The sequence below is a fragment of the Mesorhizobium sp. WSM1386 genome (genome assembly GCF_055901595.1).
The window spans coordinates 1,134,448-1,156,173 of the sequence record NZ_CM148373.1 but is presented as its reverse complement, the minus strand read 5'-3'; the positions used below and the strand labels follow the sequence as shown (position 1 = coordinate 1,156,173).

The following is a 21,726-nucleotide window of genomic DNA, read 5'->3' as shown; positions in this document are numbered from 1 at the left end:
GCAGTTCCGGCAGGGTGCCTTTTTCAGCATGGCATCTTGTCATTTGCTGCAACGCACCCCATCATGTCCATGTGTTCAACAAATCGAAAGGAGGTGATCCGATGTCGAGTGATTTCGTTTTCCAGAACGTGGCCTCGCAGGATTGCACTTTCGGGAAGCAGTCTTCCCGTTAAGGCGCGAGATGCGCGGAGGGTGACCCTCGGGTCGCCGCCACAGGCCGCGCCATGGACGGAAACACGGAAGGCCGCCGGCTTCGCAAGAAGCGGCGGCCTTTTCCTTTTTGGGGCGAGCCTACTTCGTCAGCGCCAGGGTTTCGATGTTGCGGGCGATCGTCTGGCGACGTCCTGTTGCGGCACAGCGCTTGTGTGCCCAAGCGGACCAGTTGTCCCCAACTGCAAACCGAAATGGTGAGAGGCTAGGCCAGCATCCGTGCGCTGACCGTCTTGTCGATGCCGTGGTAGGGCGGATTGAACAGCCTGCCTTCCTGTTCATAGGTCCAAACCTTGAACAGGCTGAGCCGGTGCGGGCCGAAGCTGTGCAGCAGCGGCACGTCGGTGGCGTCTCGGCCGCGCGCGATGACGACGCGGCCGATCCTGGGCCGGTTGTGGCGCGGGTCGAACGTGTACCATTTGCCGTCCAGGAACACTTCCATCCAGGCCGAGAAATCCATCGGCGCCGGATCGGTCGGCACGCCGATGTCGCCGAGATAGCCGTTCACATAACGCGCCGGGATATTCATGCAGCGGCAGAGCGTGATCGCCAGATGGGCGAAGTCGCGGCAGACGCCCACCCGTTCCTCATGCGCTTGCGCCGCCGTGCGGGTCGAACGCGCATAGCCGTAGCCGAACGACAGGCGGTTGTGGACATAGTCGACGATCGCCTGCACCCGCGCCCAGCCGGATGGAAGGTGACCGAACAGCTGCCAGGCGAGATTGCTGAGATGATCGGTCTCGCAGTAGCGGCTGCCGAGGAGATAACCGAGCACCTCGTCGGGCAGTTCGGACACCGGTACCTCCCTGGCCAGCATGTTGACTTCATCCGGCTCGCCGCTGTCCTCGACCACCGCGTCGTAAAGGATACGAAAGCCTCCGGCAGGCGCGGTGAAGCGGCGGCAGGCATTGCCATGCATGTCGTGGTAGAGCCTGGTCGGCACGGAAGGCGATGTCAGCACGCGCGTCTGCCGTTTGATGTCGGCCTGCCTGTCCTTGTGGATCTCGAGCAGCGAAATCACCGGAGTGGCCTCGGCGCATTCAATGGCGATTTCATAGCCGAGCCGGATCAGCATCACACGTCCCCCCTTCAATCGTCATGGAAAGCAGTGTCGTTGAAACGCCGGAGGGGAGCCGTGGTTCCCTGGAGCGTCCGAAAAGACACCCTCGTGCCTTCCCATGTCGGTGCCTTGACGCTACGGTTGCGCCCTCCCTCGACACGCTCCCCGGACTTCAAGGAAAATCATGTTTGCAGGCAGAAAATTCGCCGCCTTCCTCTTCGATATGGACGGCACGCTGATCAATTCCATCGCCTCGGCAGAGCGGGTGTGGAGCGATTGGGCACGTCGTCACGGCCTCGACGTCGCCGCCTTCCTTCCGACGATCCACGGTGTGCGGGCGATCGAGACCATCACCGGCCTTGCCCTCCCAGGCATCGATCCGGCGCATGAGGCCGACCTGTTGCTGAAAGCCGAGGCCGACGATCTCGATGGCATTATGCCGATCGCCGGCGCCGTGGCGTTTCTCGAGGCGCTGCCTCCCGAGAGCTGGGCGATCGTGACCTCCGCGCCACGCTCGTTGGCGCTTGCACGCATGAAGGTTGCCGGCATTCCGGTTCCCGCCGTTCTCGTCGCGGCGGAAGACGTATCCCGAGGCAAGCCGGCGCCCGACTGCTTCCAGCTCGGCGCAAGACGGCTTGGCTTCGACGCGAGCGACTGCCTGGTGTTCGAGGATGCCCCCGCCGGCATCAGGGCGGCCGAGGCCGCGGAAGCCGCGGTCATGGTGATCAACGCCACGCACCAGCACCCGGTGCAAACGCCGCACGCCGCCATCGCAGACTACGACGCCATCGGCATCACCGTCGACGAGCGCGGCTGGCTGGCGCTTGAGGCGCAACGCAGCGCCGCCTAGGTGTGGCGTTATCGGGTGTGTCGGGATTCAGGTCAGGCCGAGTCGAAAATGGTGGCCGGTCTCACCTGAATTTCAACACACCCTAAAAATCGCTGGTCAGGCCTTTGACTTCCCAGTCGCCGTAGCGGCCGGGTTCCTTGCCACCACGGCCACCGATTTCGCGCGGCAGCGCGGCTTCCTTGCGGCGATAGTCTTGCCGTCGTGCCTCGGCTTCCGCCAGGGCACGGCGAGCGGCTGGCGTCAGTTCTTTTGACGGCGTGTCGTCATCGGTTTCGGCCGGCGTTTTACTGGGTTCGTCGTTCATGCGATATTTCCAGCGCATTGAAACAGGGACAGGCGTTTCCCATCATATAGCGATGAGCCCAGGACTATCGACCCCCTTTCGCGATCTGGACAGGAGCAGACGATGAACACCATTCGCACCGCCATGCTTCTTGCCGCGATGACGGCGCTGTTCATGGGCGTCGGCTTCCTGATCGGCGGGTCAGGCGGCATGATGATCGCGCTGGTGATCGCCGCCGGCACCAATCTGTTCAGCTACTGGAACGCCGACAAGATGGTGCTGTCGATGAACCATGCCGTCGAGGTCGACGAGAAGAACGCGCCGGAATATTACGCCATCGTCCAGGCGCTGGCCCAGCAGGCCGGCCTGCCGATGCCCAAGACCTATCTGATCGACAGTCCCCAGCCGAACGCCTTCGCCACCGGCCGCAATCCGCAGAACGCCGCGGTCGCCGCCTCCACCGGCCTCTTGCAGCGGCTGACCCATGAGGAAGTCGCGGCCGTCATGGCGCACGAACTCGCCCACGTCCAGCATCGCGACACGTTGACCATGACCATCGTCGCCACCTTTGCCGGCGCCATCTCGATGCTCGGCAACTTCGCCTTCTTCCTCGGCGGCAACCGCGACAACAACCCGTTCGGCTTTGTCGGCGTGCTGGCCGCGATGATCGTGGCGCCCTTCGCCGCGATGATCGTGCAGATGGCGGTCAGCCGCACCCGCGAATACGCGGCCGACCGGCGCGGCGCCGAAATCTGTGGACACCCGCTGTGGCTGGCATCGGCGCTTGACAAGATCGCCCGTGGCGCCGAACGCATTCCCAACCCCGATGCCGAGCGCAATCCGGCGATGGCGCATCTCTTTATCATCAATCCCCTACACGGCGAGCGCATGGACAGTCTGTTCTCCACCCACCCGGCCACCGAGAACCGCATCGCTGCGCTGCAGGAAATGGCGCGGCAGATGGGCGACAGTGCCCCCCGGACGGCGGGCCGCGGGGCTCCCGTGCCGCCGCGGGCCGACGAAGTGCAATCGGCCGGGCCGTGGGGCAAGCCGGCCGCACCGGAACAGTCCGCCGAACCCGCCAGGCCGAACTCCAATCCATGGGGTCGCAACCCGACCGGGCCCAAGGGCCGGTGGTCGTGAGCGTGGCGGACAGAGGACCTCGACGCACGGTTTCAGGCGATCAGGAACACAAGGACGGCGGCGAATTCGTTGCTGGTCTCGCCGCCCGCAAGGCGGCGGCGCGCTTGCTTGCCGCTGTCATCGATGCCAGGACGCCGCTCGACGGGCTGACCGACCACGAGAACGGCCATCCGCAATACAAGGCGCTCGATCCGCGCGACCGTGGCTTGGTGCGAGCCATCCTGGTCACCGCGCTGCGCTATCGCATGACCATTACGGGGTTGCTGGCGCGGCGCCTGGAAAAGTCCCTGCCGCCCAACGCCACCGCTTTGTCCCACATCCTGCATGTGGCGGCCGCGCAGATCCTGTTCCTCGATATTCCCGACAGCGCCGCTGTCGACCTGGCGGTGACCCACGCCAAATCCGACCCGCGCACGCAGCGCTTCTCAGGCCTGGTCAACGGCGTGCTGCGCACCCTGGCGCGCGCCAAGGACACGGAACTGCCAGCTGCCCTTGCCGCCACCGACGAAGCGCCAAAATGGTTCTCCGACCGGCTGAAGGCCGCCTATGGCGCCGACAAGACGAAGCAAATTCTCGCCGCCCACCGGCACGAGGCACCGGTGGACTTCACGGTCAAGGCCGATCCCGAACTCTGGGCCGAAAAGCTCGGCGGCATCGTGCTGCCGACCGGGACGGTTCGAGTGGAAAATCTTGCCGGCCCCGTTATCGAACTGCCCGGCTTCGCGGAGGGCGCCTGGTGGGTGCAGGATGCGGCGGCCAGCTTTCCCGCCCGGCTGTTCGGCGATGTCAGCGGGCTGCGCGTCGCCGATCTCTGCGCGGCGCCCGGCGGCAAGACCGCACAGCTGATCCTGGCCGGAGCCAGGGTTACCGCCGTCGACACCTCGAAGAACCGGCTGGCCCGGCTGGCGCAGAATCTCGACCGCCTCGGCCTTGCCGCGGACATCGTCCAGGCCGACCTCATCAAATACGAGCCGGCGGAACTGTTCGACGCCGTGCTTCTCGACGCGCCCTGCTCGTCGACCGGCACGGTGCGCCGGCATCCCGACGTACCCTGGACCAAGACGGCGGCCGATGTCGAAAAACTCGCCGATCTGCAGAACAGGCTGCTGGCCCGCGCCGTCACCCTGGTCAAGCCAGGCGGCCGGATCGTCTTTTCCAATTGTTCGCTCGACCCGATCGAAGGCGAGGATCTCCATCGCGCGTTCCTCAAGGCAACGCCGGCGGTCGCCGACGATCCCCTGCATCAGGGCGAGATCGCCGGCATCGATTCGTTCCTGACGGCGCAAGGCACGCTGCGCACCACGCCCGCTGACCTCGACCTCGGAGCGCCGGAGCGCTCGGGTCTGGACGGCTTCTTCGCCGCGCGCATGCGCCGAGCTCTTTAGAGCAATTCCAGGAAAAGTGTGAACGGTTTTCCGTCCGGAATTGCGTCAAAACAAAGAGTTAGAGCATGTCGTCCAGGCTCCAGTGGTTGCCCCAACGAGCATCGATTTCGTCGTCGACATTCTGGTAGCGGATGTCGGTCGACAGCCGGATCAGCCCGTTTTTGCTCTGGTTGGTGGTGGAGGCATGGATCATGTAGGGCGAGTGAAGGACGATGTCGCCCGCCTCGAAATCCGCCATCAGCCACCTTGTATCGAACTGTTCCGCCATGTGAGGCAGGTCCTTCGACACCCAGCCACCCTCTGTCATATTGCGGTTGTAGGCGCTGATGCGTTCCTCGGGACCGAGATCGGCATTGTCCCTGGCGAATTGTGCCTCCAGGGTAGCGCCAATGGCATGCGATCCCTCCAGGTAGATGAGACCTCCCATGTCGATCGAGGCATCGCCGATCGGTATCCAGGCCGTCACCACGCGGCTTGTGCCGCCGCGCAGGTAGACGAGATCGTAATGCGCGGGCGTCGCGGTGGCGGTGCCAGGCAAGGTGAAGCGCATGATCTTTCGCTTGTGCAGGTAGGATAACCCGCCCGTGAAAGCGTCCATCAGGCGCGATAGGCGCGGCTGCGCGCAAAAGCCCTCATAGGCCGCCGAACGGACCACCGACATCAAGCCGCGATTGGCGAGCTGGTGATCGATAGCACTGTCGGAAGCGATACCGAGCGAAGGGTTGGTCGCCGGCTTCAAAAGTCCGCTATCGGCAAGATGGGAAAGCACCCAGCCGCGAAACTCGATCACCTCACCGCGCGGCAAGAGCCCTTTCAGCCAGACATAGCCTTGCGTTCCAAAAAGGCGGCGAATGGCCTCGACGCCAATGGAAGGGTCCGTCGGCGAAAGGTAGCCCAGCCTGTTCGGCATCGTCGACAGCACCTTGCCGTTGGCTGTCAAGGCAACCGGCGGGGCGCCCCGCAATGGCTGTTCGCCGGCTGATATCGACATTTCAATCACCTGGATGGCTTCGACCTTGGCAGAACAATAGCTTGGTATCTCAACTCTTCCCATAGGTGGAAAACCGACCGGGACTCTTTCGCTCATGACCAGCCGGCACTATGCCTTGTGCCGATCGCCACGCCACAAGAGGACCTAAGTCGCGGCATGAACCAGGTGTATGACCCGGAAAAGACGTGACTTTTTTAGGGACGACCGGCCACGGCCGCGTGAAGTGGCTCGATCAGGCGAAATCGGCCTTCGCATAAGTTCTTGAATCATATAAACTTGCACCGGGGTAGAGGACGTCCAGGAGGGCTTTTGGCACTGGTTGCCAGCAACACGACGCGTCTTTGGACGCTTGTCGCGAAGGAGTTCTGGCGCAAGACGCGCCGGCGCTTGCGCGCCGGGCCAGTCTATCGCTGGCGCTATTCCGGGCGCACGCCCGAACGCGTGCTTATCGCGCCGCCGGACTTGCGCCTCGCCGACCCGCAGATCGCGCTCGAGATCTATTACGGCCGCTATCCCTTGTCGGGGCATCTGGTCGAGACCGGCGGCAAGTCACCCTTCCAGATCAATGTTCCAAATCACGGCTGGCAAAAGACGCTGCATGGCTTTCGCTGGCTTCGCCACATGCGCGCAGCCGGCACCGAGCTTGCCGCCGCCAATGCCCGCGCTCTGGTTTCCGACTGGATCACCATGCATGGCAGCCATATTTCCGGCATCGCCTGGGAGCCTGGCATCACGGCCAAGCGCATCATCGCCTGGCTGCAGCATTCTTCCGTGGTGCTGCAAGGCGCGGAGTTTCCCTTCTATCGCGCCTTCCTGAAATCGCTGGCCGTCCAGATCCGCTACCTGAGGTCGATGGCCCGCGAAATGCCTGACGGCAAGGACCGGCTGCGGGCTCGCATCGCGCTGGCCTTCGCGGCACTTTCCCTGCCTGCGCCGGCTTCGGCGCTGCGCGGCGCCACCCGCAACCTGGCCGAGGAACTCAACCGCCAGATCCTCGCCGACGGCGGCCATATCTCACGCAATCCGATGACGGTGCTGGAAATCCTCGCCGATCTTTTGCCGCTGCGCCAGACCTACGCCAACCAGGCGGAGGCGCCGCCGCAGGCGCTGATCGGCGCCATCGACCGCATGCTGCCGGCGCTGCGCTTCTTCCGCCACCAGGATGGCAGCCTGGCCCGCTTCAACGGCATGGGCGCCACGATCCACGACCGTATCGCCACCATCCTGCGCCACGACGACACCGCCGGAGCTCCGCTGCTGCATGCGCCGCATTCGGGCTATGAGCGGCTGTCGATGGGCGGCACCACCGTCATTGCCGATACCGGCCTGCCGCCGCCGGTCGACGTGTCCAACGCGGCCCACGCCGGCTGTCTCGCCTTCGAACTGTCGTCGGGCCGCCAGCATTATATCGTCAACGCCGGCATCGATACCTATGGCGCCGCCGAGTTCCGGCCGCTGGCCCGCGCTACCGCCGCGCACTCGACCGCCACCATCAACGACACCTCTTCGGCGCGGTTCACCCATTCGCTGCGGGTCAACGACCAGCTGGGTTCGCCCTTGATTGGCGGCCCGCAGCATGTCCAGTGCAAACGCACCGACCAGAAGGGCGTTCACGGCTTCATCGCCCGTCATGACGGCTATCTCCAGCGCTTCGGCTTCCTGCATGAGCGCGACCTGAAACTGTCCTCGAACGGCAATGTGCTCGCCGGCAGGGACCGGTTCCAGCGGCCCGGCAATGCCGAGATCCGCAACAACGGCCGCGACTTCGTCACCGTGCGCTTCCATATCCATCCAGACATCAACCTTTTGCAGGACGAGCATGACCGCCTGGTGCTGACCGCCGACCAGGCCGACACCTGGGTGTTCACCTCCAGCGAAGTGGTGCCGGAGGTCGAGGAATCGATCTACTTCGCCGGTCTTGGCGGCCCGCGCCGCAACCGCCAGATCGTGCTTGCATTCAAGGCGTCCGATGTGGCCGAAGTCCATTGGCAGCTGACGCGCACCAGCATCGCCGGCTACCCGGAAAACAACTGAAGCAATTCCAGGAAAGTGTGAAGCGGTTTTTCCGGGAAAAGCGCGCAGCGCTTTCCCTTGTGAATTGCGGCAAAACCCGACCGCCGGTTTGATTTCTTGAAATCATGTGCTAGGGCGCGGGCTTGCCCCTCCAGCCGTGAAAGGCCGCCAGCCATGGCCGTCGCCGCCAAGAACATTCCCGCACCGGATCTCGTTCCCGTCCGCCGTGCCTTGCTCTCCGTTTTCGACAAGACCGGCCTCATCGACTTCGCCAGGGGATTGGCTTCGGCCGGCGTCGAACTGGTCTCGACCGGCGGCACCGCCAAGGCGATCGCCGACGCCGGCATGACAGTGCGCGACGTTTCCGAGCTCACCGGCTTTCCCGAGATCATGGATGGCCGCGTCAAGACGCTGCATCCATCGGTGCATGGCGCGCTGCTTGGCGTGCGCGACGACCCCGAACATTCGGCGGCGATGCACAAATACGGCATCGAGCCGATCGATCTCGTCGTCTCCAATCTCTATCCGTTCGAGGAGGTGCGCCGCTCCGGCGCCGACTATGCCGCGATCGTCGAGAACATCGACATCGGCGGCCCGGCGATGATCCGCGCCTCGGCCAAGAACCACGCCTATGTCGCCATCGTCACCGATCCCGGCGACTACGCCTCGGTGCTGAACGCGCTGGAGATGAACATCGGCTCGCTGTCGCTGGACTTCCGCAAGAAGCTGGCCGCCAAGGCCTTTGCCCGCACCGCCAGCTATGACGCGGCGACATCCGGCTGGTTCGCCGAGGCACTCGACATCGAGCATCCGACCTGGCGCGCCTTCGGCGGCAGGCTGACCGAGGTGATGCGCTATGGCGAAAACCCGCACCAGGGCGCCGGCTTCTACGTCAATGGCGACAAGCGGCCGGGCGTCGCCACGGCGCGCCAGCTGCAGGGCAAGCAGCTGTCCTACAACAACATCAACGACACCGACGCCGCCTTCGAACTGGTCGGCGAATTCGATCCCGGCCGCTCCGCCGCCGTGGCGATCATCAAGCATGCCAACCCGTGCGGCGTCGCCGAGGGCGCCTCGCTGAAAGCCGCCTACGCCAAGGCGCTGGCCTGCGACCCGGTCTCGGCCTTCGGCGGCATCGTCGCTCTCAATCGCACCCTCGACGCCGAGGCGGCCGAGGAGATCGTGAAAACCTTCACCGAGGTGATCATCGCGCCCGGCGCAACCGACGAGGCGGCGGCGATCGTCGCCGCGAAGAAGAACCTGCGCCTGCTGGTCACCGGTGGCCTGCCCGACCCGCGCTCGCCCGGCACGACGGTCAAGTCGGTCGCCGGCGGCATGCTGGTCCAGGGCCGCGACAATGCCGTGGTCGACGAGCTCGAGCTGAAGGTGGTGACGAAGCGCGCGCCGACGCCGGCCGAAATGGCCGACCTCAAATTCGCCTTCCGCGTCGCCAAGCACGTCAAGTCGAATGCCATCGTCTACGCCAAGGACGGCGCCACCGTCGGCATCGGCGCCGGCCAGATGAGCCGCGTCGATTCCTCACGCATCGCCGCCCGCAAGGCGCTCGACGCGGCCGAAGCAGCCGGTATGGCGGAGCCACTGACCAAGGGCTCGGTCGTCGCCTCCGACGCCTTCTTCCCCTTCGCCGACGGTTTGCTGTCAGCCATCGAAGCCGGTGCCACGGCGGTGATCCAGCCCGGCGGTTCGATGCGCGACGACGACGTCATCGCCGCTGCGGATAAGCATGGCATCGCCATGGTGTTCACTGGCGTCAGGCACTTCAGGCACTGAGGCGCCTTTTTCCTTCTCCCCCTGTGGGGTCCGAAGGACGGGGCGAGACCCGTGGCTCGCCCCAGGGCGGTGGATCGGCGCGACAGCGCCGAGACGGTTGAGGGGTGTTCCAGCGGAGTGAGGCGTTGGCGTTCCCTGGCGCACCCCTCATCCGACCGAGCTTCGCTCGGCCACCTTCTCCCGCAAGGGGAGAAGGAAGAGGCGCTATTCCACCGGCCGATCCGCCGGATACGGCGTCCTGAGCAGGATCGCCATGCCTATAGCCAGGAACAGGATGATCACCGCCATGCCGAGCCGGGCCGAGTCGCTCACCGCGGTGATCGTCGCCACCAGGAACGGCGCCAGGAAACTGGTCGCGCGGCCGGCCAGCGCGTAGATGCCGAAATAGCGGCCGGATTCGGCGGCCGTGACGCTGCGCGCCATATAGGAACGCGACGACGCCTGCACAGGACCGAAAGCCAGTCCTATGAGCAGGCCGTACAGGATGTAGGCCTTCTCCGCCGCCGTGCCGAACAGCCCGCCGGAATCGGTGGTCGGCAGCTGGATCAGGCCGAGCAGCGTGAAGCCCGGACCGGTCGAGACGACACCGATGGTGGCGACCGACAGCATGACCAGCGCAATCATCACCACGGCCTTTGAGCCGAGCGCGGTGTCCAGCCGTGCGGCGACCCAGCAGCCGAAGATGGCGACGACATTGAGGATGATGCCGAACATGCCGATCTCGGTGATCGACCAGTGGAACATGCCTGCCGCAAACGTGCCGCCGAGCGCCAGCAAGGCGTTGACGCCGTCCTGGTAGATCATGCGGGCGACGAGGAAGCGGAAGATGCCGCCGCGCTTGCGCACCTCGGCCAGGGTCGATTTCAGCTCCAACAGGCCTTCACGCACCGCTGGCCCGATCGGAATGCCCTTGATGGCGTCCGGCGTGAAGAAGAACATCGGCAGGATGAACAGGAAATACCAGCCGGCCGATAGCGGCCCGGTGGCCCTGGCGTCTTCGCCGAGCTTCGGGTCGAGCCCGAACAGCGGGTCGATGCCGATGATCGTCTTGCCGGTCTCCGGCGAACCGGCCAGGCAGGTGACGACGAAGATCAGCGCGATCATGCCGCCGAGATAGCCGAGGCCCCAGGCGATGTTGGAGATGCGGCCGATCTCGCTCTTCGGCACCAGCCGCGGCATCATGGAATCATTGAATACGGTCGAGAACTCGGCAGCCACGGAAGCCAGCGAGAACAGCGCCACGACCAGGAACAGGTCCGAGCCGGGCGCCGCGAACCACAGCAGGATAAGGCTGGTGATCTTGATCGCGGCGAAGAAGGCGATCCACGGCTTGCGCGGCCCGGTCTGGTCGGCGATCGAGCCGAGGATCGGCGACAGCACCGCGATGACCAGCCCGGCGGCGGCGATGCCGTAGCCCCAGACGGCCTGGCCGGTATTGGGATCACCAGCCATGCGCGAAACGAAATAGGGGCCGAAGATGAAGGTGGTGACGACCGTGAAGAACGGCTGCGCCGCCCAGTCGAAGAACATCCATCCCCAGATGCCGCGTCCCGACGCACGCTGCACTGTTTCTACCGCCATGATGATTCCCCCGGCCGCGCCCGTGTCGGGCGCCATGTCTGCATGTTTTTCATGACCGCGCAAATGACAAGCGTCCAGCTGCCGTTCATTGCTCCTGGGTTCCGTACCCCCACGAAAGCTACGCTATGCGCACATCTTGTGTGATTAGCGTGACTGATCGGCCGAGGCTCGATTGCCACGTGGTTCCCCCAATCCGTCGCTGCTTCGCAGCGCCACCTTTCCCCCCTCCGGAGGAAAGGAAAGGAGCGTTGCTGGACGCGCGTTGACGACAAAAAAGCTTGGCGCCTTTCCTCTGCCCGTCGGTCGGGGGAGAGGTGGCTCGGCGAAGCCGAGACGGAGTGGGGGTCGACCAGCGCGGCATAACAATGCATGCGCCAAGCTGCTATGCACGCTATCGGCCTCACATCCCCGTCAGATCGCTCATCAGTCCCGACGCCACCGACAGCCGCGACACGGTGATGTCGCCGCCTTCGGTCAGCGCCTGCAACCGCTCGCGGATGCGCGCCACCCGCTCGCCGCCGGCTTCCAGCCAGGCCGCCACCGGGTCCGCCGTATCGGCATGGCCGGTGAGCGCCGCCACCGCGATGCCGCGCCGCGCCGCGCCGATCGTGTCTGTGGCACGGGACAGAGCGAGTTGGTCATAATAGTCCGAAGGTGTGATCGAGCGTGCGGCGTCCTCGACGCGCGGGATGCGGAAAGCGTCGCTGACCGCGAAGAACGCCTTGGCCGCGGCGACGATGTCGGCACCGGCGGTGCGCGCGGTCAGGGCGATGTCGGGGATCAATTCCGCCACCTCGCTCAGAGCCAACTGCCCGGCCAATCTTTCCGGCGCGCCGGCCTTGAACAGCCCGTGCCGCTTCTCCTCGATCCGCTCGCGTGAAAACGCCGGCAGCAGCGAAACGAGTTTCGGCTCCAGCGCCTTGCGCGCGTCCTGCAGCTCGGCGATGCGCTGACCGAGCGGCGCCGTGCCGGCATCGTTCTTCAGATACCAGCCGCAGGTCACATAGATCAGCCGACTAACCATCTGGTAGAGATCGAGTTGCACCTGGCCGTCGATCTGGCTGTCGAGCGCGTCGATCTCGCGATAGAGCGCCGGCAGCGCAAAGCCGTCGCGCACCACCGCGAAGGTGCGCACCACGTCGGCGGCGGTGCGGCCCGTCGCTTCCTGTAGCCGGTTGACGAAGGACGGGCCGCCGCGATTGACCAGGTCGTTGGCGACGACACGGGCAATGATCTCGCGGCGCAGCCTATGGCCGTGGATCTCGGCGGCGTATTTCTTGCCCATCCGGTCCGGGAAATAGCCCATCAGGTCGCGGTCGAAATGCGCATCATCAGGCACGTCGCTGGCGACGATGTCGGAAAACAGCACGATCTTGGCGTAGGCGAGCAGCACGCCGAGCTCCGCCCGGGTCAGCGGCTCGCCGCGTGCCTCGCGCTCGGCAAGCGCCGCCGGAGACGGCAGCGTCTCGACGGCACGGTCGAGCAGGCCGCGGGCCTCGAGCGCGGTCATGAACCGCGCCTGATGCGCGATGTCGGCGAGCCCGCGCTTGCGCGCGATCGAAAGCGCCAGCGTCTGCTGGTAGTTGTTCGACAGCACCAGCGAGCCGACCTCGCCGGTCATCTCGGCCAGCAGCTTGTTGCGCGCCGGACGCGTCAGCGATCCTTTGCGCATGGCCGACGCCAACGCGATCTTGATGTTGACCTCGACGTCGGAGCAGTTGACGCCGCCCGAATTGTCGATGGCGTCGGAATTGCAGCGGCCGCCATTCATGCCGAACTCGATGCGCGCCCGCTGCGTGACGCCAAGATTGGCGCCCTCGCCGATCACCTTGGCACGAACGTCAAGTGCCGTGATGCGGACGGCATCGTTGGCACGGTCGCCGACCTCGGCGTTGGTTTCGGTCGATGCCCTGAGATAGGTGCCGATGCCGCCGAACCACAGGAGATCGACCGGCGCCTTGAGGATAGCGGTCATGATCTCGACCGGCGTGGCGGTCGTCTTGGCCAAGCCGATCGCCGCCGCCGATGCCGCCGGCAAGGTGATCGACTTCTGGTTGCGCGAGACGATGATGCCGCCTTCCGACAGTTTGCTCTTGTCGTAGTCCTGCCAGGATGAGCGGGCGAGAGCGAACATGCGCTCGCGCTCGGCCATCGAGGCCGCCATGTCCGGGTCCGGATCGATGAAGATGTCGCGATGGTCGAAGGCGGCGATCAGCCTTGTCTTCGGCGATAGCAGCATGCCGTTGCCGAACACGTCGCCCGACATGTCGCCGACACCGACAACCGTGAAGGGCGACGTCTGGATATCGCGGTTGATCTCGCGGAAATGCCGCTTGACCGCTTCCCAGGCGCCCTTGGCGGTGATGCCCATCTTCTTGTGGTCATAGCCGGCCGAGCCGCCGCTGGCGAAGGCGTCGTCGAGCCAGAAGCCGTGTTTCTCGGAGATCGCGTTGGCGGTGTCGGAGAAGGTCGCCGTGCCTTTGTCGGCGGCGACGACGAAGTACGGATCGTCCTGGTCGCGCCTGACGACGCCGGCCGGTGGAATGACGCCGTCCAGCCCGATATTGTCGGTGATCGACAAAAGGCTGGAGACGAAATTCTTGTAGGCCGATGTGCCGGCCTCGAAGATCGCGTCGCGCCCGGCGCTCATCGGCAGCTTTTTCGGATAGAAGCCGCCCTTGGCACCGACCGGCACGATGACCGCGTTCTTGACCTGTTGCGCCTTGACCAGGCCGAGCACCTCGGTGCGGTAGTCCTGGGCGCGGTCAGACCAGCGCAGGCCGCCGCGCGCCACCGGGCCGAAGCGCAGATGCAGGCCCTCGACCTCGGAACCGTAGACGAAGATCTCCCGCCACGGCCGTGGCGCCGGCAGCCCTTCCACCGCTTGCGAGTCGAGCTTGATCGCCAGCGACTGGCCTTTCTCCTTCGTATCGGCAACGAAATGATTGGTGCGCAGCGAGGCTTCGATCAGATTGAGGTAGCGGCGGATGATGGTGTCGTCATCGATGTTGGGCACATCTTCGAGCGCATCCTTGATCTTGGCCTTGAGATGCTTGGCTGCCACCACGCCTTCGCCCTCGGCGGTCGGGCCAAGCCGGGCGATGAACAGCGCATGCAGGCCGCGCGCGATGTCGGGATAGCGGTTCAGTGCCGCGGCGATGAAGTCCTGGCTTTGCGGAATGCCGACCTGCTGCAGATAGCGGCCATAGGCGCGCAGGATCGTGATTTCGTCGGACCACAGGCCGGCGGTCTGGGCAAGGCCGTTATAGCCGTCATTGTCCACGTCGCCGCGCCAGACGGACAGGAACGCGTCCTCGAACAACGCGCCGCCATCGCCGAGGTTGATCGGCTTGCCATAGCTGTTCTCCAACTCCATGTCGTGGATGAAGACCCTGCCGGACTGCTCGTCACCAACCTCGAAGGTGCGCTCGCTGATGACGCGAAAGCCGATGTTTTCCAGCAGCGGAACGCGCCGCGACAGCGCCACCGGGCTGGCATGGTGAAAAATCTTCAGCGCCGCCTGATGCGGCTTCTGCTCGGCATGGCGGTAGTAGTCGATGGCGATCGGATTGTCGGCGCCGATCTTGGCGATGCGCCCGGCATCGACCAATGCCTCCGTCGCGCTGAACGAATCGCGATAGCTCTCCGGCAGCCTCGCGGCGATCGCCTTCAGCGCCTGGTCGCCGCCATGGGCATCCGCCGCGTCGGAAAGGGCATCCTCCCAGGTCCGCACGATGTCTCGGATCGCCGCCTCGATCGTCGCCTGCTCGACTTTCGGCGTCTTGCCGCCGGAACGGCCGATGATGAAATGCACGCGCGCCAGCCCGCCTTCGGGGAAGGCCGGGTAATAGGCCGACAGCCGGCCCTCGAAAACGGTTTTCAGATAGGCGCCGATCTTCTCGCGCACGACGCTGTCGTAGCGGTCGCGCGGCACGAAGACGAGGATCGAGACGAAGCGGTCGAACTGGTCGGCACGCACCAGCGCCCGCACCCGCGGCCGCTCGACCAGGCCAAGAATGGCCGCGGCGTGCTTTCTCAGGATCGGCACCGGCACCTGGAACAGTTCGTCGCGCGGATAGCTCTCCAGCACGTTGATCAGTGCCTTGCCGGAATGATCGTGGCGGTCGAAGCCGGACTTGGCGATGATGGTTTCGGCCTTGGACCTCAGATAGGGGATCTTCATCACCGAGCGCGTGTAGGCGGTGGAGGTGAACAGGCCGACGATGCGCAGTTCGCCCGCCAACGCGCCCTTGGCGGTGTAGGTCTTGATGCCGACGTAATCGAGATAGATGCGGCGGTGCACCAGCGACTTGGCATTGGCCTTGGTGACGATCAGCGGCTCCGGCCCGTGCAGGAAGGCGCGGATTTCCGGTGTCGTCGTCACCGCTTCGGTGCCGCGCCTGAGCACCAGCACGTCGGGATCCGTCAGGATGCCGAGGCCGGCCTTGTCGGCGCGCTCCAGCGTGCCGCTTTCCTCGCCGCCGGTGTATTTGAATTCGCGCATGCCGAGGAAGGTGAAATTGTCGTCGCGCAGCCACTCCAGGAAAGCGATAGCTTCGGCAACGCTCTTCTTGTCGAGCGGCACCGCCGAATAGCGGAACTCCGAGATCGCCTGGTCGAGCCGGGCCAGCATCGGCTTCCAGTCGTGGACGGCGGCGTGAACCTGGCCGAGCATCTTGCGCAGCCGCTCGGTCAAGCCGCTCGCAGCTTCGACCGTCACCCGTGGAATATGAACGTGGATGACGCTCAGCCGATCGTGGCTGCCGTCGTCCTTGGCGAAATTGCCATCGCCGAGGATCTCTTCCACTCCGCCCTTGCCGTGGCGAACCGTGATGACCGGGTGGGTGACCAGGCTCGGCTCGCCGGCGGTTTCCGTGACCTCGCCGAGGATGGAATCGAACAGGAACGGCATGTTGTCGTTGACGACGGTGATGACCGTTACGGGCCGGCCTTCGCGGAAGACACCCGAATCGGCCTCGACGGCGACGACGCATTCACCCTTCTTGTGCCCGGCGACCGCCTGACCGGCGAGGTCGGCGGCGCGTTCGAGGTCGGCCACTTCATAGGCGGCGATATCTTCGGCCGGCGCGCGGGCAAGCAGGTAATCGGCAAGCCTGGCTGGCCTTTCCTCCGTTTTCGCCGCCGCTGTTGCCTTCTTTTTCGACTTAGCTGCGGTTTTCACGCTGGCCATGGTGCTTCTTGCCTCCCGTCGCATGCTTTTGAGACTATGGTAGCAGATGACCGCTGTTTGGCGACAAAGGTTTGACGGCTTGCCAAGAATTATCGGAATTCCAATTGTCGGAATTCGGCGGCAAGCCATCATCCAGGGTGGAGAGATGAGCAATGAACGGCAAGATTTCGGCGCTTGATCTGGCTCCCGAAGAGTTGAGCGAGCCGACAAAAGCCTATTTCGCCAAATGCGAGGAGAAGCTCGGCCTCGTTCCCAACGTGCTCAAGGCCTACGCTTTCGACGACAAGAAACTGCGCGCCTTCACCGACATGTACAACGATCTGATGCTGGGTGAGTCAGGCCTGTCGAAGCTGGAGCGCGAGATGATCGCGGTCGCCGTCTCCTCCATCAACCATTGCTATTATTGCCTGACCGCGCATGGCGCGGCGGTGCGCCAGCTGTCCGGCGACCCGGCGCTCGGCGAGATGATGGTGATGAATTTCCGCGCCGCCGATCTTTCGCCCAGGCAGACCGCAATGCTCGAATTCGCCGTCAAGCTGACCGAACAGCCGGCAAAGATCGTCGAGGCTGATCGGGCAGCGCTGCGCGACGCCGGCTTCACCGATCGCGACATATGGGACATCGCCTCGACCGCTGCCTTCTTCAACATGTCGAACCGCGTGGCGGCGGCGATCGACATGCGGCCGAACGACGAATACCACGCCATGGCAAGGTGAGGCGCGGCGGCCGGAATCCTGCCCGCCTTATATCAGCTATCCCTCATCTTCGTTGATTGTTTGCCCGTTTGGTCCGATGATCGGCGCGCGGCGTGACCGCATGCCGGTTCGATGCCGCTGATGAAGGGAGGAGAACATGGCGAAATTTCTCTACGTCTATCACGGTTCCGGCAAGATGCCGGCGACCGAGGCCGATCTAAAGGCTTTGACGGACAGCTGGACGGGCTGGTTCGGAAAACTTGGCTCGGCTGTGGTCGACCGTGGCAATCCGGTTGGCATGTCGAAAACCGTCCTGCCCGGCGGCAAGGTCGAGAACAATGGCGGCAGCAACCCGACCGGCGGCTATTCGATCATCGAGGCGAAAGACATCGACGACGCCACCAGCAAAGCCAAGGATTGTCCGATCCTGATGGAGCCGAACTGCAACGTCGAGATCGCGCCGATCCTCAATATTATGGGTTGACGCGCCGGTTCAGGACCGCGCCGCGATGGCCGCGGCGGCGCCGGCCATCGTCGTGGCGCTGATGCGGTTGGCGATCTTCATGGCGCGCTTGCTCTTCAGCAGCTTGCGCGCCTGCGAGGCGGCGAGCACCCAGGCGAGATCGATGGAAATGAGCACCACGGCCATGGTCGCCGTCAGCTCGACCCAGCCGACGATGCTGACCGAGGCCAGGTCGATGATGGTCGGCAGCAGCGCCAGGTAGAACATCATGATCTTGGGGTTGCCGATCGTCACCGCCATGCCGGCAAAGAACAGCTTCACCGGTGAATCCTCGCGCGGCATCTCGCCTTCCTTGGCGTCGACAGGTGCGGTCCACATTTTCCAGGCGAGGTAGGCGAGATAGGCGACGCCGACCCACTTCATCACGACGAAGGCGAAATGGAAGGTCTGCGCCACGACGGCCAGCCCGAACACCGCCAGCGATAGCCAGATGCCCTCGCCGATCCACATGGCGAGCAGGAACGGGAACACGTCACGAAAGCCCTTCGAGATGACCCGCGCGACCAGAGCCGCGATCGAGGGGCCCGGTGAGCCGGCAGCGACAAACAGGGCGGCGGCGAAAATGAGCAGCGAGGTGAGATGCATGGCAAGGATCTCGACTGAGGTTTGACTGCCACACTAACCAGCAACAGCAGCATTGGCAAAGACAAGGTAATCGCTTTGGTCGGCAGCCCAGGCCTCCGTGCTCGCGATCCCTTGCCGGCTCCGCGTCCCGCGGCTAGAAGAACCGCCGCGAAACAATTTTTGAGCTTCACTTTGCCTACGTAACCGCCGGTCTCGTCAACTCCCCCGACACACCTGCATGGCGCCGCATTCGTGGTGCCTGGTTTCATTTTCATGTGTTCCTCTGGCGGCGGTTCGAGACCGGTTTGGCACTGCTGAACCGCTGTCGCGCTTTCCGCCAGCGACACCTGACTTCACGATCTCCGCAACCTATCGCCACGCCGCGCCCGCATGGGCATCTCGAGATTGCCGACCTGATGAACTTCCCGACGGGAAGGGCTTATCGGCATGTCCGGCATTGTGCGTATCGACTGGGCGATCGCGCCCGCAATCGCTCCTCGACCCCTGGTCAACTGTAATCGCTGCGGCGGCGTGAAGGCGTATCGCTGCAGCGAAAAGTTCCGCGTCAACGCCAACGGCAAGCGCATCGACGTGTGGCTGATCTATCGCTGCGTCGATTGCGACAATTCCTGGAATTTCGGCATTTTTGAGCGCTGCAACCGCCGCGACATCGAACCGGCGCTGCTCCAGGCGCTCGAAAGCAATGATCCGGGGCTGGCCCGGCGCCATGCCTTCGACGTCTCCGCGCTTCGCAATCAGGTAGGACGTGTCGAGGAGTTTCCCGATGTCGCCGTGCAAAGGCATCTGGTTGGGGAGACAAGCGAGAGCGCGACAGCGCTGGAACTCAGGCTTGGGCTGGAAATGCCGATATCGCTCCGCCTCGACCGCCTGCTTGCCAACGAACTCGGCATCTCGCGGTCGCGGCTTCAGGCCTTGCAAGAGAGGCGATTGCTGGCCATAGGACCGGACGGGGCCAAAGCTCTGCGCAGAGGGGCTCGCGAGGGGACGATCGTGCTGATCGATCTGGAGAGTGAACCCGACCGCGAAGCCATCATCTCGGCAGCCGGCGGTTGAATGAAAAAGGGGCGGAGCACGCGGTGCTCCGCCCCTTTTTATACAAGGAATCAGAAGATTACGCCGCGCCGACCGCCTTGGCCGACTTCTCGAAGCGCTTGCGCTCGTTCGGGTCGAGATAGAGCTTGCGCAGGCGAATGGTCTTCGGCGTCACTTCGACCAGCTCGTCGTCCTGGATCCAGGCCAGCGCGCGTTCCAGCGTCATGCGGATCGGCGGGGTGAGCTTGACCGCCTCGTCCTTGCCGGCGGCGCGGATGTTGGTCAGCTTCTTGCCCTTCAGCACGTTGACTTCGAGGTCGTTGTCCCTGGAGTGGATGCCGATGATCATGCCCTGATAGACCTTGACGCCCGGATCAATGACCATCGGGCCGCGGTCTTCCAGGTTCCACATGGCGTAGGCCACGGACTCGCCCTGCTCGTTGGAGATCAGCACGCCGTTGGTGCGGCCCGGCAGTTCGCCCTTGTAGGGCTCATAGGCATGGAACAGGCGGTTCATCACGGCGGTGCCGCGCGTATCGGTCAACAGTTCCGACTGGTAGCCGATCAGGCCGCGCGTCGGCGCGTGGAAGACGATGCGCTGGCGGTTGCCGCCGGACGGGCGCAGCTCGACCATCTCGGCCTTGCGCTCCGACATCTTCTGCACCACCACGCCGGCATGTTCCTCGTCGACGTCGATGACGACTTCCTCGACCGGCTCCAGCAATTCGCCGTTGTCGCCCTTCTGCATGACGACGCGAGGACGCGACACGGCGATTTCAAAGCCTTCGCGGCGCATCGTCTCGATCAGCACGGCGAGCTGCAATTCGCCGCGGCCGGAGACGAAGAACGAATCCTTGTCGGGCGATTCCTCGATCTTCAGCGCGACATTGCCTTCGGCTTCGCGCAGCAGGCGGTCGCGGATGACGCGGCTGGTCACCTTGTCGCCTTCGGTGCCGGCGAGCGGGCTGTCATTGACCAGGAAGGACATGGTCACGGTCGGCGGATCGATCGGCTGCGCATGCAGCGCCTCGGTCACCGCCAGGTCGCAGAACGTGTCGGCGACGGTGCCCTTGGACAGGCCGGCGATGGCGACGATGTCGCCCGCTTGCGCTTCTTCGATCGGCTGGCGCTCGAGGCCACGGAAGGCGAGAATCTTGGAGATGCGGCCGGTTTCGATCTGCGTGCCGTCATTGTGCAGTACCTTGACCGCCTGGTTCGACTTCAGCGTGCCGCTCTCGATGCGGCCGGTGATGATGCGGCCGAGGAACGGATTGGCTTCCAGGATGGTGCCGATCATGCGGAACGGGCCGGGATGAACGGTCGGCGCCGGCACATGCTTGATCACGAGATCGAACAGCGGCGCAAGCTGCTGGTCCTTGGGGCCTTCCGGATTTTCCGAGACCCAGCCGTCGCGGCCCGAACCATAGAGGATCGGGAAGTCGAGCTGCTCGTCGGTGGCGTCGAGGGCCGCGAACAGGTCGAACACCTCGTTGACGACCTCGACATGGCGGGCGTCCGGCCGGTCGATCTTGTTGATGACGACGATCGGCTTCAAGCCGACCTTGAGCGCCTTGCCGACCACGAACTTGGTCTGCGGCATCGGGCCCTCGGCGGCGTCGACCAGCACGATGGCCGAATCCACCATCGACAGGATGCGCTCGACCTCACCGCCGAAATCGGCGTGTCCGGGCGTGTCGACGATGTTGATGCGCGTATCCTTCCAGTCGACCGAGGTCGCCTTGGCCAGGATGGTGATGCCGCGTTCCTTTTCGAGGTCGTTGGAATCCATGGCGCGTTCGGCTACGCGCTGGTTGTCGCGGAACGAGCCGGACTGCTTCAAAAGCTGGTCGACCAGGGTGGTCTTTCCATGGTCGACGTGCGCGATGATCGCGATATTACGGAGTTTCATGTTCTGATCTCGGAAGCGTTGCAGGCAGCAGGCCAAAGGCGCTGCCTCTTTCGGTTGCGCGGCTCATACAGGGTTTTTCGCAGTTGCGAAAGGGGAAGCGCAACACCAAATACTCATCAAATCTTAAGCATCTGCGTGTGAAATGATTTTGTTAACCAAGGCGGGAACCATTCAGGGCCCGGGCAGTTCGAACGTCATGACCGATAAACTCAACCGATTTTGGCCACTAATCGCCTCCGCGGCCTTTGCCGTTCTGCTGGCGGCCAACGCCGCGCAGTCGGCCGCGACGCTGAAGGAAGCACGGTCGTCCCTGCCGATCGATGCGCCTTCGGCCCAACAGGCTTTCGCCGACGCCCCCGACGGCGTCGATCCGATTGTGACTGGCCCGGTCAGCGCCGCCTTCAAGCAGCGCCAGGACGCAGCCAACTGCGACAGCGCCGTCTGGCCGAACATTCCAATGGTCTGCTACCCGGACTGACGACCT

The 21,726-nt window shown here is 64.4% G+C and carries 16 protein-coding genes; 9 read left to right on the top strand and 7 right to left on the bottom strand.

Annotated features, from left to right (window positions below):
* Positions 1 to 415: 415 nt before the first annotated feature.
* Positions 416 to 1,285, bottom strand: a complete 870-nt coding sequence (locus tag AC0NIH_RS05590; RefSeq protein WP_473461024.1) for a transglutaminase-like domain-containing protein — start codon at positions 1,283 to 1,285, stop codon at positions 416 to 418.
* Between the two features lie 169 nt (positions 1,286 to 1,454).
* Here AC0NIH_RS05590 and AC0NIH_RS05585 point away from each other — a divergent pair, with 169 nt between their 5' ends.
* Positions 1,455 to 2,120 carry an HAD-IA family hydrolase gene (locus AC0NIH_RS05585; RefSeq protein ID WP_473461021.1) on the top strand — a complete coding sequence of 222 codons (666 nt, stop codon included), beginning with the start codon at positions 1,455 to 1,457 and terminating at the stop codon, positions 2,118 to 2,120.
* An 82-nt stretch (positions 2,121 to 2,202) separates the two neighbouring features.
* Here AC0NIH_RS05585 and AC0NIH_RS05580 read toward each other — a convergent pair whose 3' ends face one another.
* Complete coding sequence (locus tag AC0NIH_RS05580; RefSeq protein WP_473461018.1) at positions 2,203 to 2,424, bottom strand: DUF1674 domain-containing protein; 222 nt, start codon at positions 2,422 to 2,424, stop codon at positions 2,203 to 2,205.
* A 102-nt stretch (positions 2,425 to 2,526) separates the two neighbouring features.
* Between AC0NIH_RS05580 and htpX the strand changes: the two genes are divergently transcribed.
* Both htpX and AC0NIH_RS05570 read left to right on the top strand, forming a co-directional pair.
* Positions 2,527 to 3,546 carry a zinc metalloprotease HtpX gene (htpX, locus tag AC0NIH_RS05575; RefSeq protein ID WP_473461015.1) on the top strand — a complete coding sequence of 340 codons (1,020 nt, stop codon included), beginning with the start codon at positions 2,527 to 2,529 and terminating at the stop codon, positions 3,544 to 3,546.
* Positions 3,504 to 4,931 (top strand): RsmB/NOP family class I SAM-dependent RNA methyltransferase, encoded by a 1,428-nt coding sequence (locus AC0NIH_RS05570; RefSeq protein ID WP_473461012.1) that lies wholly within the window; start codon positions 3,504 to 3,506, stop codon positions 4,929 to 4,931. Before htpX ends, AC0NIH_RS05570 begins: the two co-directional genes overlap by 43 nt.
* Positions 4,932 to 4,989: 58 nt before the next feature.
* On the opposite strand, the gene AC0NIH_RS05565 is transcribed toward AC0NIH_RS05570, so the two are convergent.
* Positions 4,990 to 5,922, bottom strand: a complete 933-nt coding sequence (locus tag AC0NIH_RS05565) for a phytanoyl-CoA dioxygenase family protein (protein ID WP_473461010.1) — start codon at positions 5,920 to 5,922, stop codon at positions 4,990 to 4,992.
* A 309-nt stretch (positions 5,923 to 6,231) separates the two neighbouring features.
* On the opposite strand from AC0NIH_RS05565, the gene AC0NIH_RS05560 reads away from it, so the two are divergent.
* Positions 6,232 to 7,956 carry a heparinase II/III family protein gene (locus AC0NIH_RS05560; protein WP_023777556.1) on the top strand — a complete coding sequence of 575 codons (1,725 nt, stop codon included), beginning with the start codon at positions 6,232 to 6,234 and terminating at the stop codon, positions 7,954 to 7,956.
* Between the two features lie 153 nt (positions 7,957 to 8,109).
* Positions 8,110 to 9,726, top strand: a complete 1,617-nt coding sequence (purH, locus tag AC0NIH_RS05555) for a bifunctional phosphoribosylaminoimidazolecarboxamide formyltransferase/IMP cyclohydrolase (RefSeq protein WP_473461007.1) — start codon at positions 8,110 to 8,112, stop codon at positions 9,724 to 9,726.
* 204 nt (positions 9,727 to 9,930) lie between these two features.
* Here purH and AC0NIH_RS05550 read toward each other — a convergent pair whose 3' ends face one another.
* Together AC0NIH_RS05550 and AC0NIH_RS05545 are read right to left on the bottom strand one after the other, a co-directional pair.
* Positions 9,931 to 11,307 (bottom strand): MFS transporter, encoded by a 1,377-nt coding sequence (locus AC0NIH_RS05550; protein ID WP_287274565.1) that lies wholly within the window; start codon positions 11,305 to 11,307, stop codon positions 9,931 to 9,933.
* A gap of 400 nt (positions 11,308 to 11,707) precedes the next feature.
* Positions 11,708 to 16,498, bottom strand: a complete 4,791-nt coding sequence (locus tag AC0NIH_RS05545) for an NAD-glutamate dehydrogenase (protein ID WP_473461004.1) — start codon at positions 16,496 to 16,498, stop codon at positions 11,708 to 11,710.
* Positions 16,499 to 16,650: 152 nt separating this feature from the next.
* Between AC0NIH_RS05545 and AC0NIH_RS05540 the strand changes: the two genes are divergently transcribed.
* Positions 16,651 to 17,214, top strand: coding sequence for a peroxidase-related enzyme (locus tag AC0NIH_RS05540; RefSeq protein ID WP_023766018.1), 564 nt, complete (start codon positions 16,651 to 16,653; stop codon positions 17,212 to 17,214).
* A gap of 136 nt (positions 17,215 to 17,350) precedes the next feature.
* The gene (locus AC0NIH_RS05535; protein WP_023766017.1) at positions 17,351 to 17,677 is read left to right on the top strand and encodes a YciI family protein; all 327 of its coding nucleotides are present in this window, start codon (positions 17,351 to 17,353) and stop codon (positions 17,675 to 17,677) included.
* A gap of 9 nt (positions 17,678 to 17,686) precedes the next feature.
* Here AC0NIH_RS05535 and AC0NIH_RS05530 read toward each other — a convergent pair whose 3' ends face one another.
* The gene (locus tag AC0NIH_RS05530) at positions 17,687 to 18,301 is read right to left on the bottom strand and encodes a LysE family translocator (RefSeq protein WP_473461001.1); all 615 of its coding nucleotides are present in this window, start codon (positions 18,299 to 18,301) and stop codon (positions 17,687 to 17,689) included.
* A gap of 426 nt (positions 18,302 to 18,727) precedes the next feature.
* On the opposite strand from AC0NIH_RS05530, the gene AC0NIH_RS05525 reads away from it, so the two are divergent.
* On the top strand, positions 18,728 to 19,354 hold the full coding sequence (locus tag AC0NIH_RS05525; RefSeq protein WP_352713750.1) for a DUF1062 domain-containing protein: 627 nt from the start codon (positions 18,728 to 18,730) through the stop codon (positions 19,352 to 19,354).
* Positions 19,355 to 19,412: 58 nt separating this feature from the next.
* Here AC0NIH_RS05525 and typA read toward each other — a convergent pair whose 3' ends face one another.
* Positions 19,413 to 21,242: a translational GTPase TypA gene (gene typA / locus AC0NIH_RS05520; protein WP_140572999.1), complete on the bottom strand. Its 1,830-nt coding sequence runs from the start codon at positions 21,240 to 21,242 to the stop codon at positions 19,413 to 19,415.
* 196 nt (positions 21,243 to 21,438) lie between these two features.
* Here typA and AC0NIH_RS05515 point away from each other — a divergent pair, with 196 nt between their 5' ends.
* Positions 21,439 to 21,720 (top strand): hypothetical protein, encoded by a 282-nt coding sequence (locus tag AC0NIH_RS05515; RefSeq protein ID WP_245264223.1) that lies wholly within the window; start codon positions 21,439 to 21,441, stop codon positions 21,718 to 21,720.
* Positions 21,721 to 21,726 lie beyond the last annotated feature (6 nt).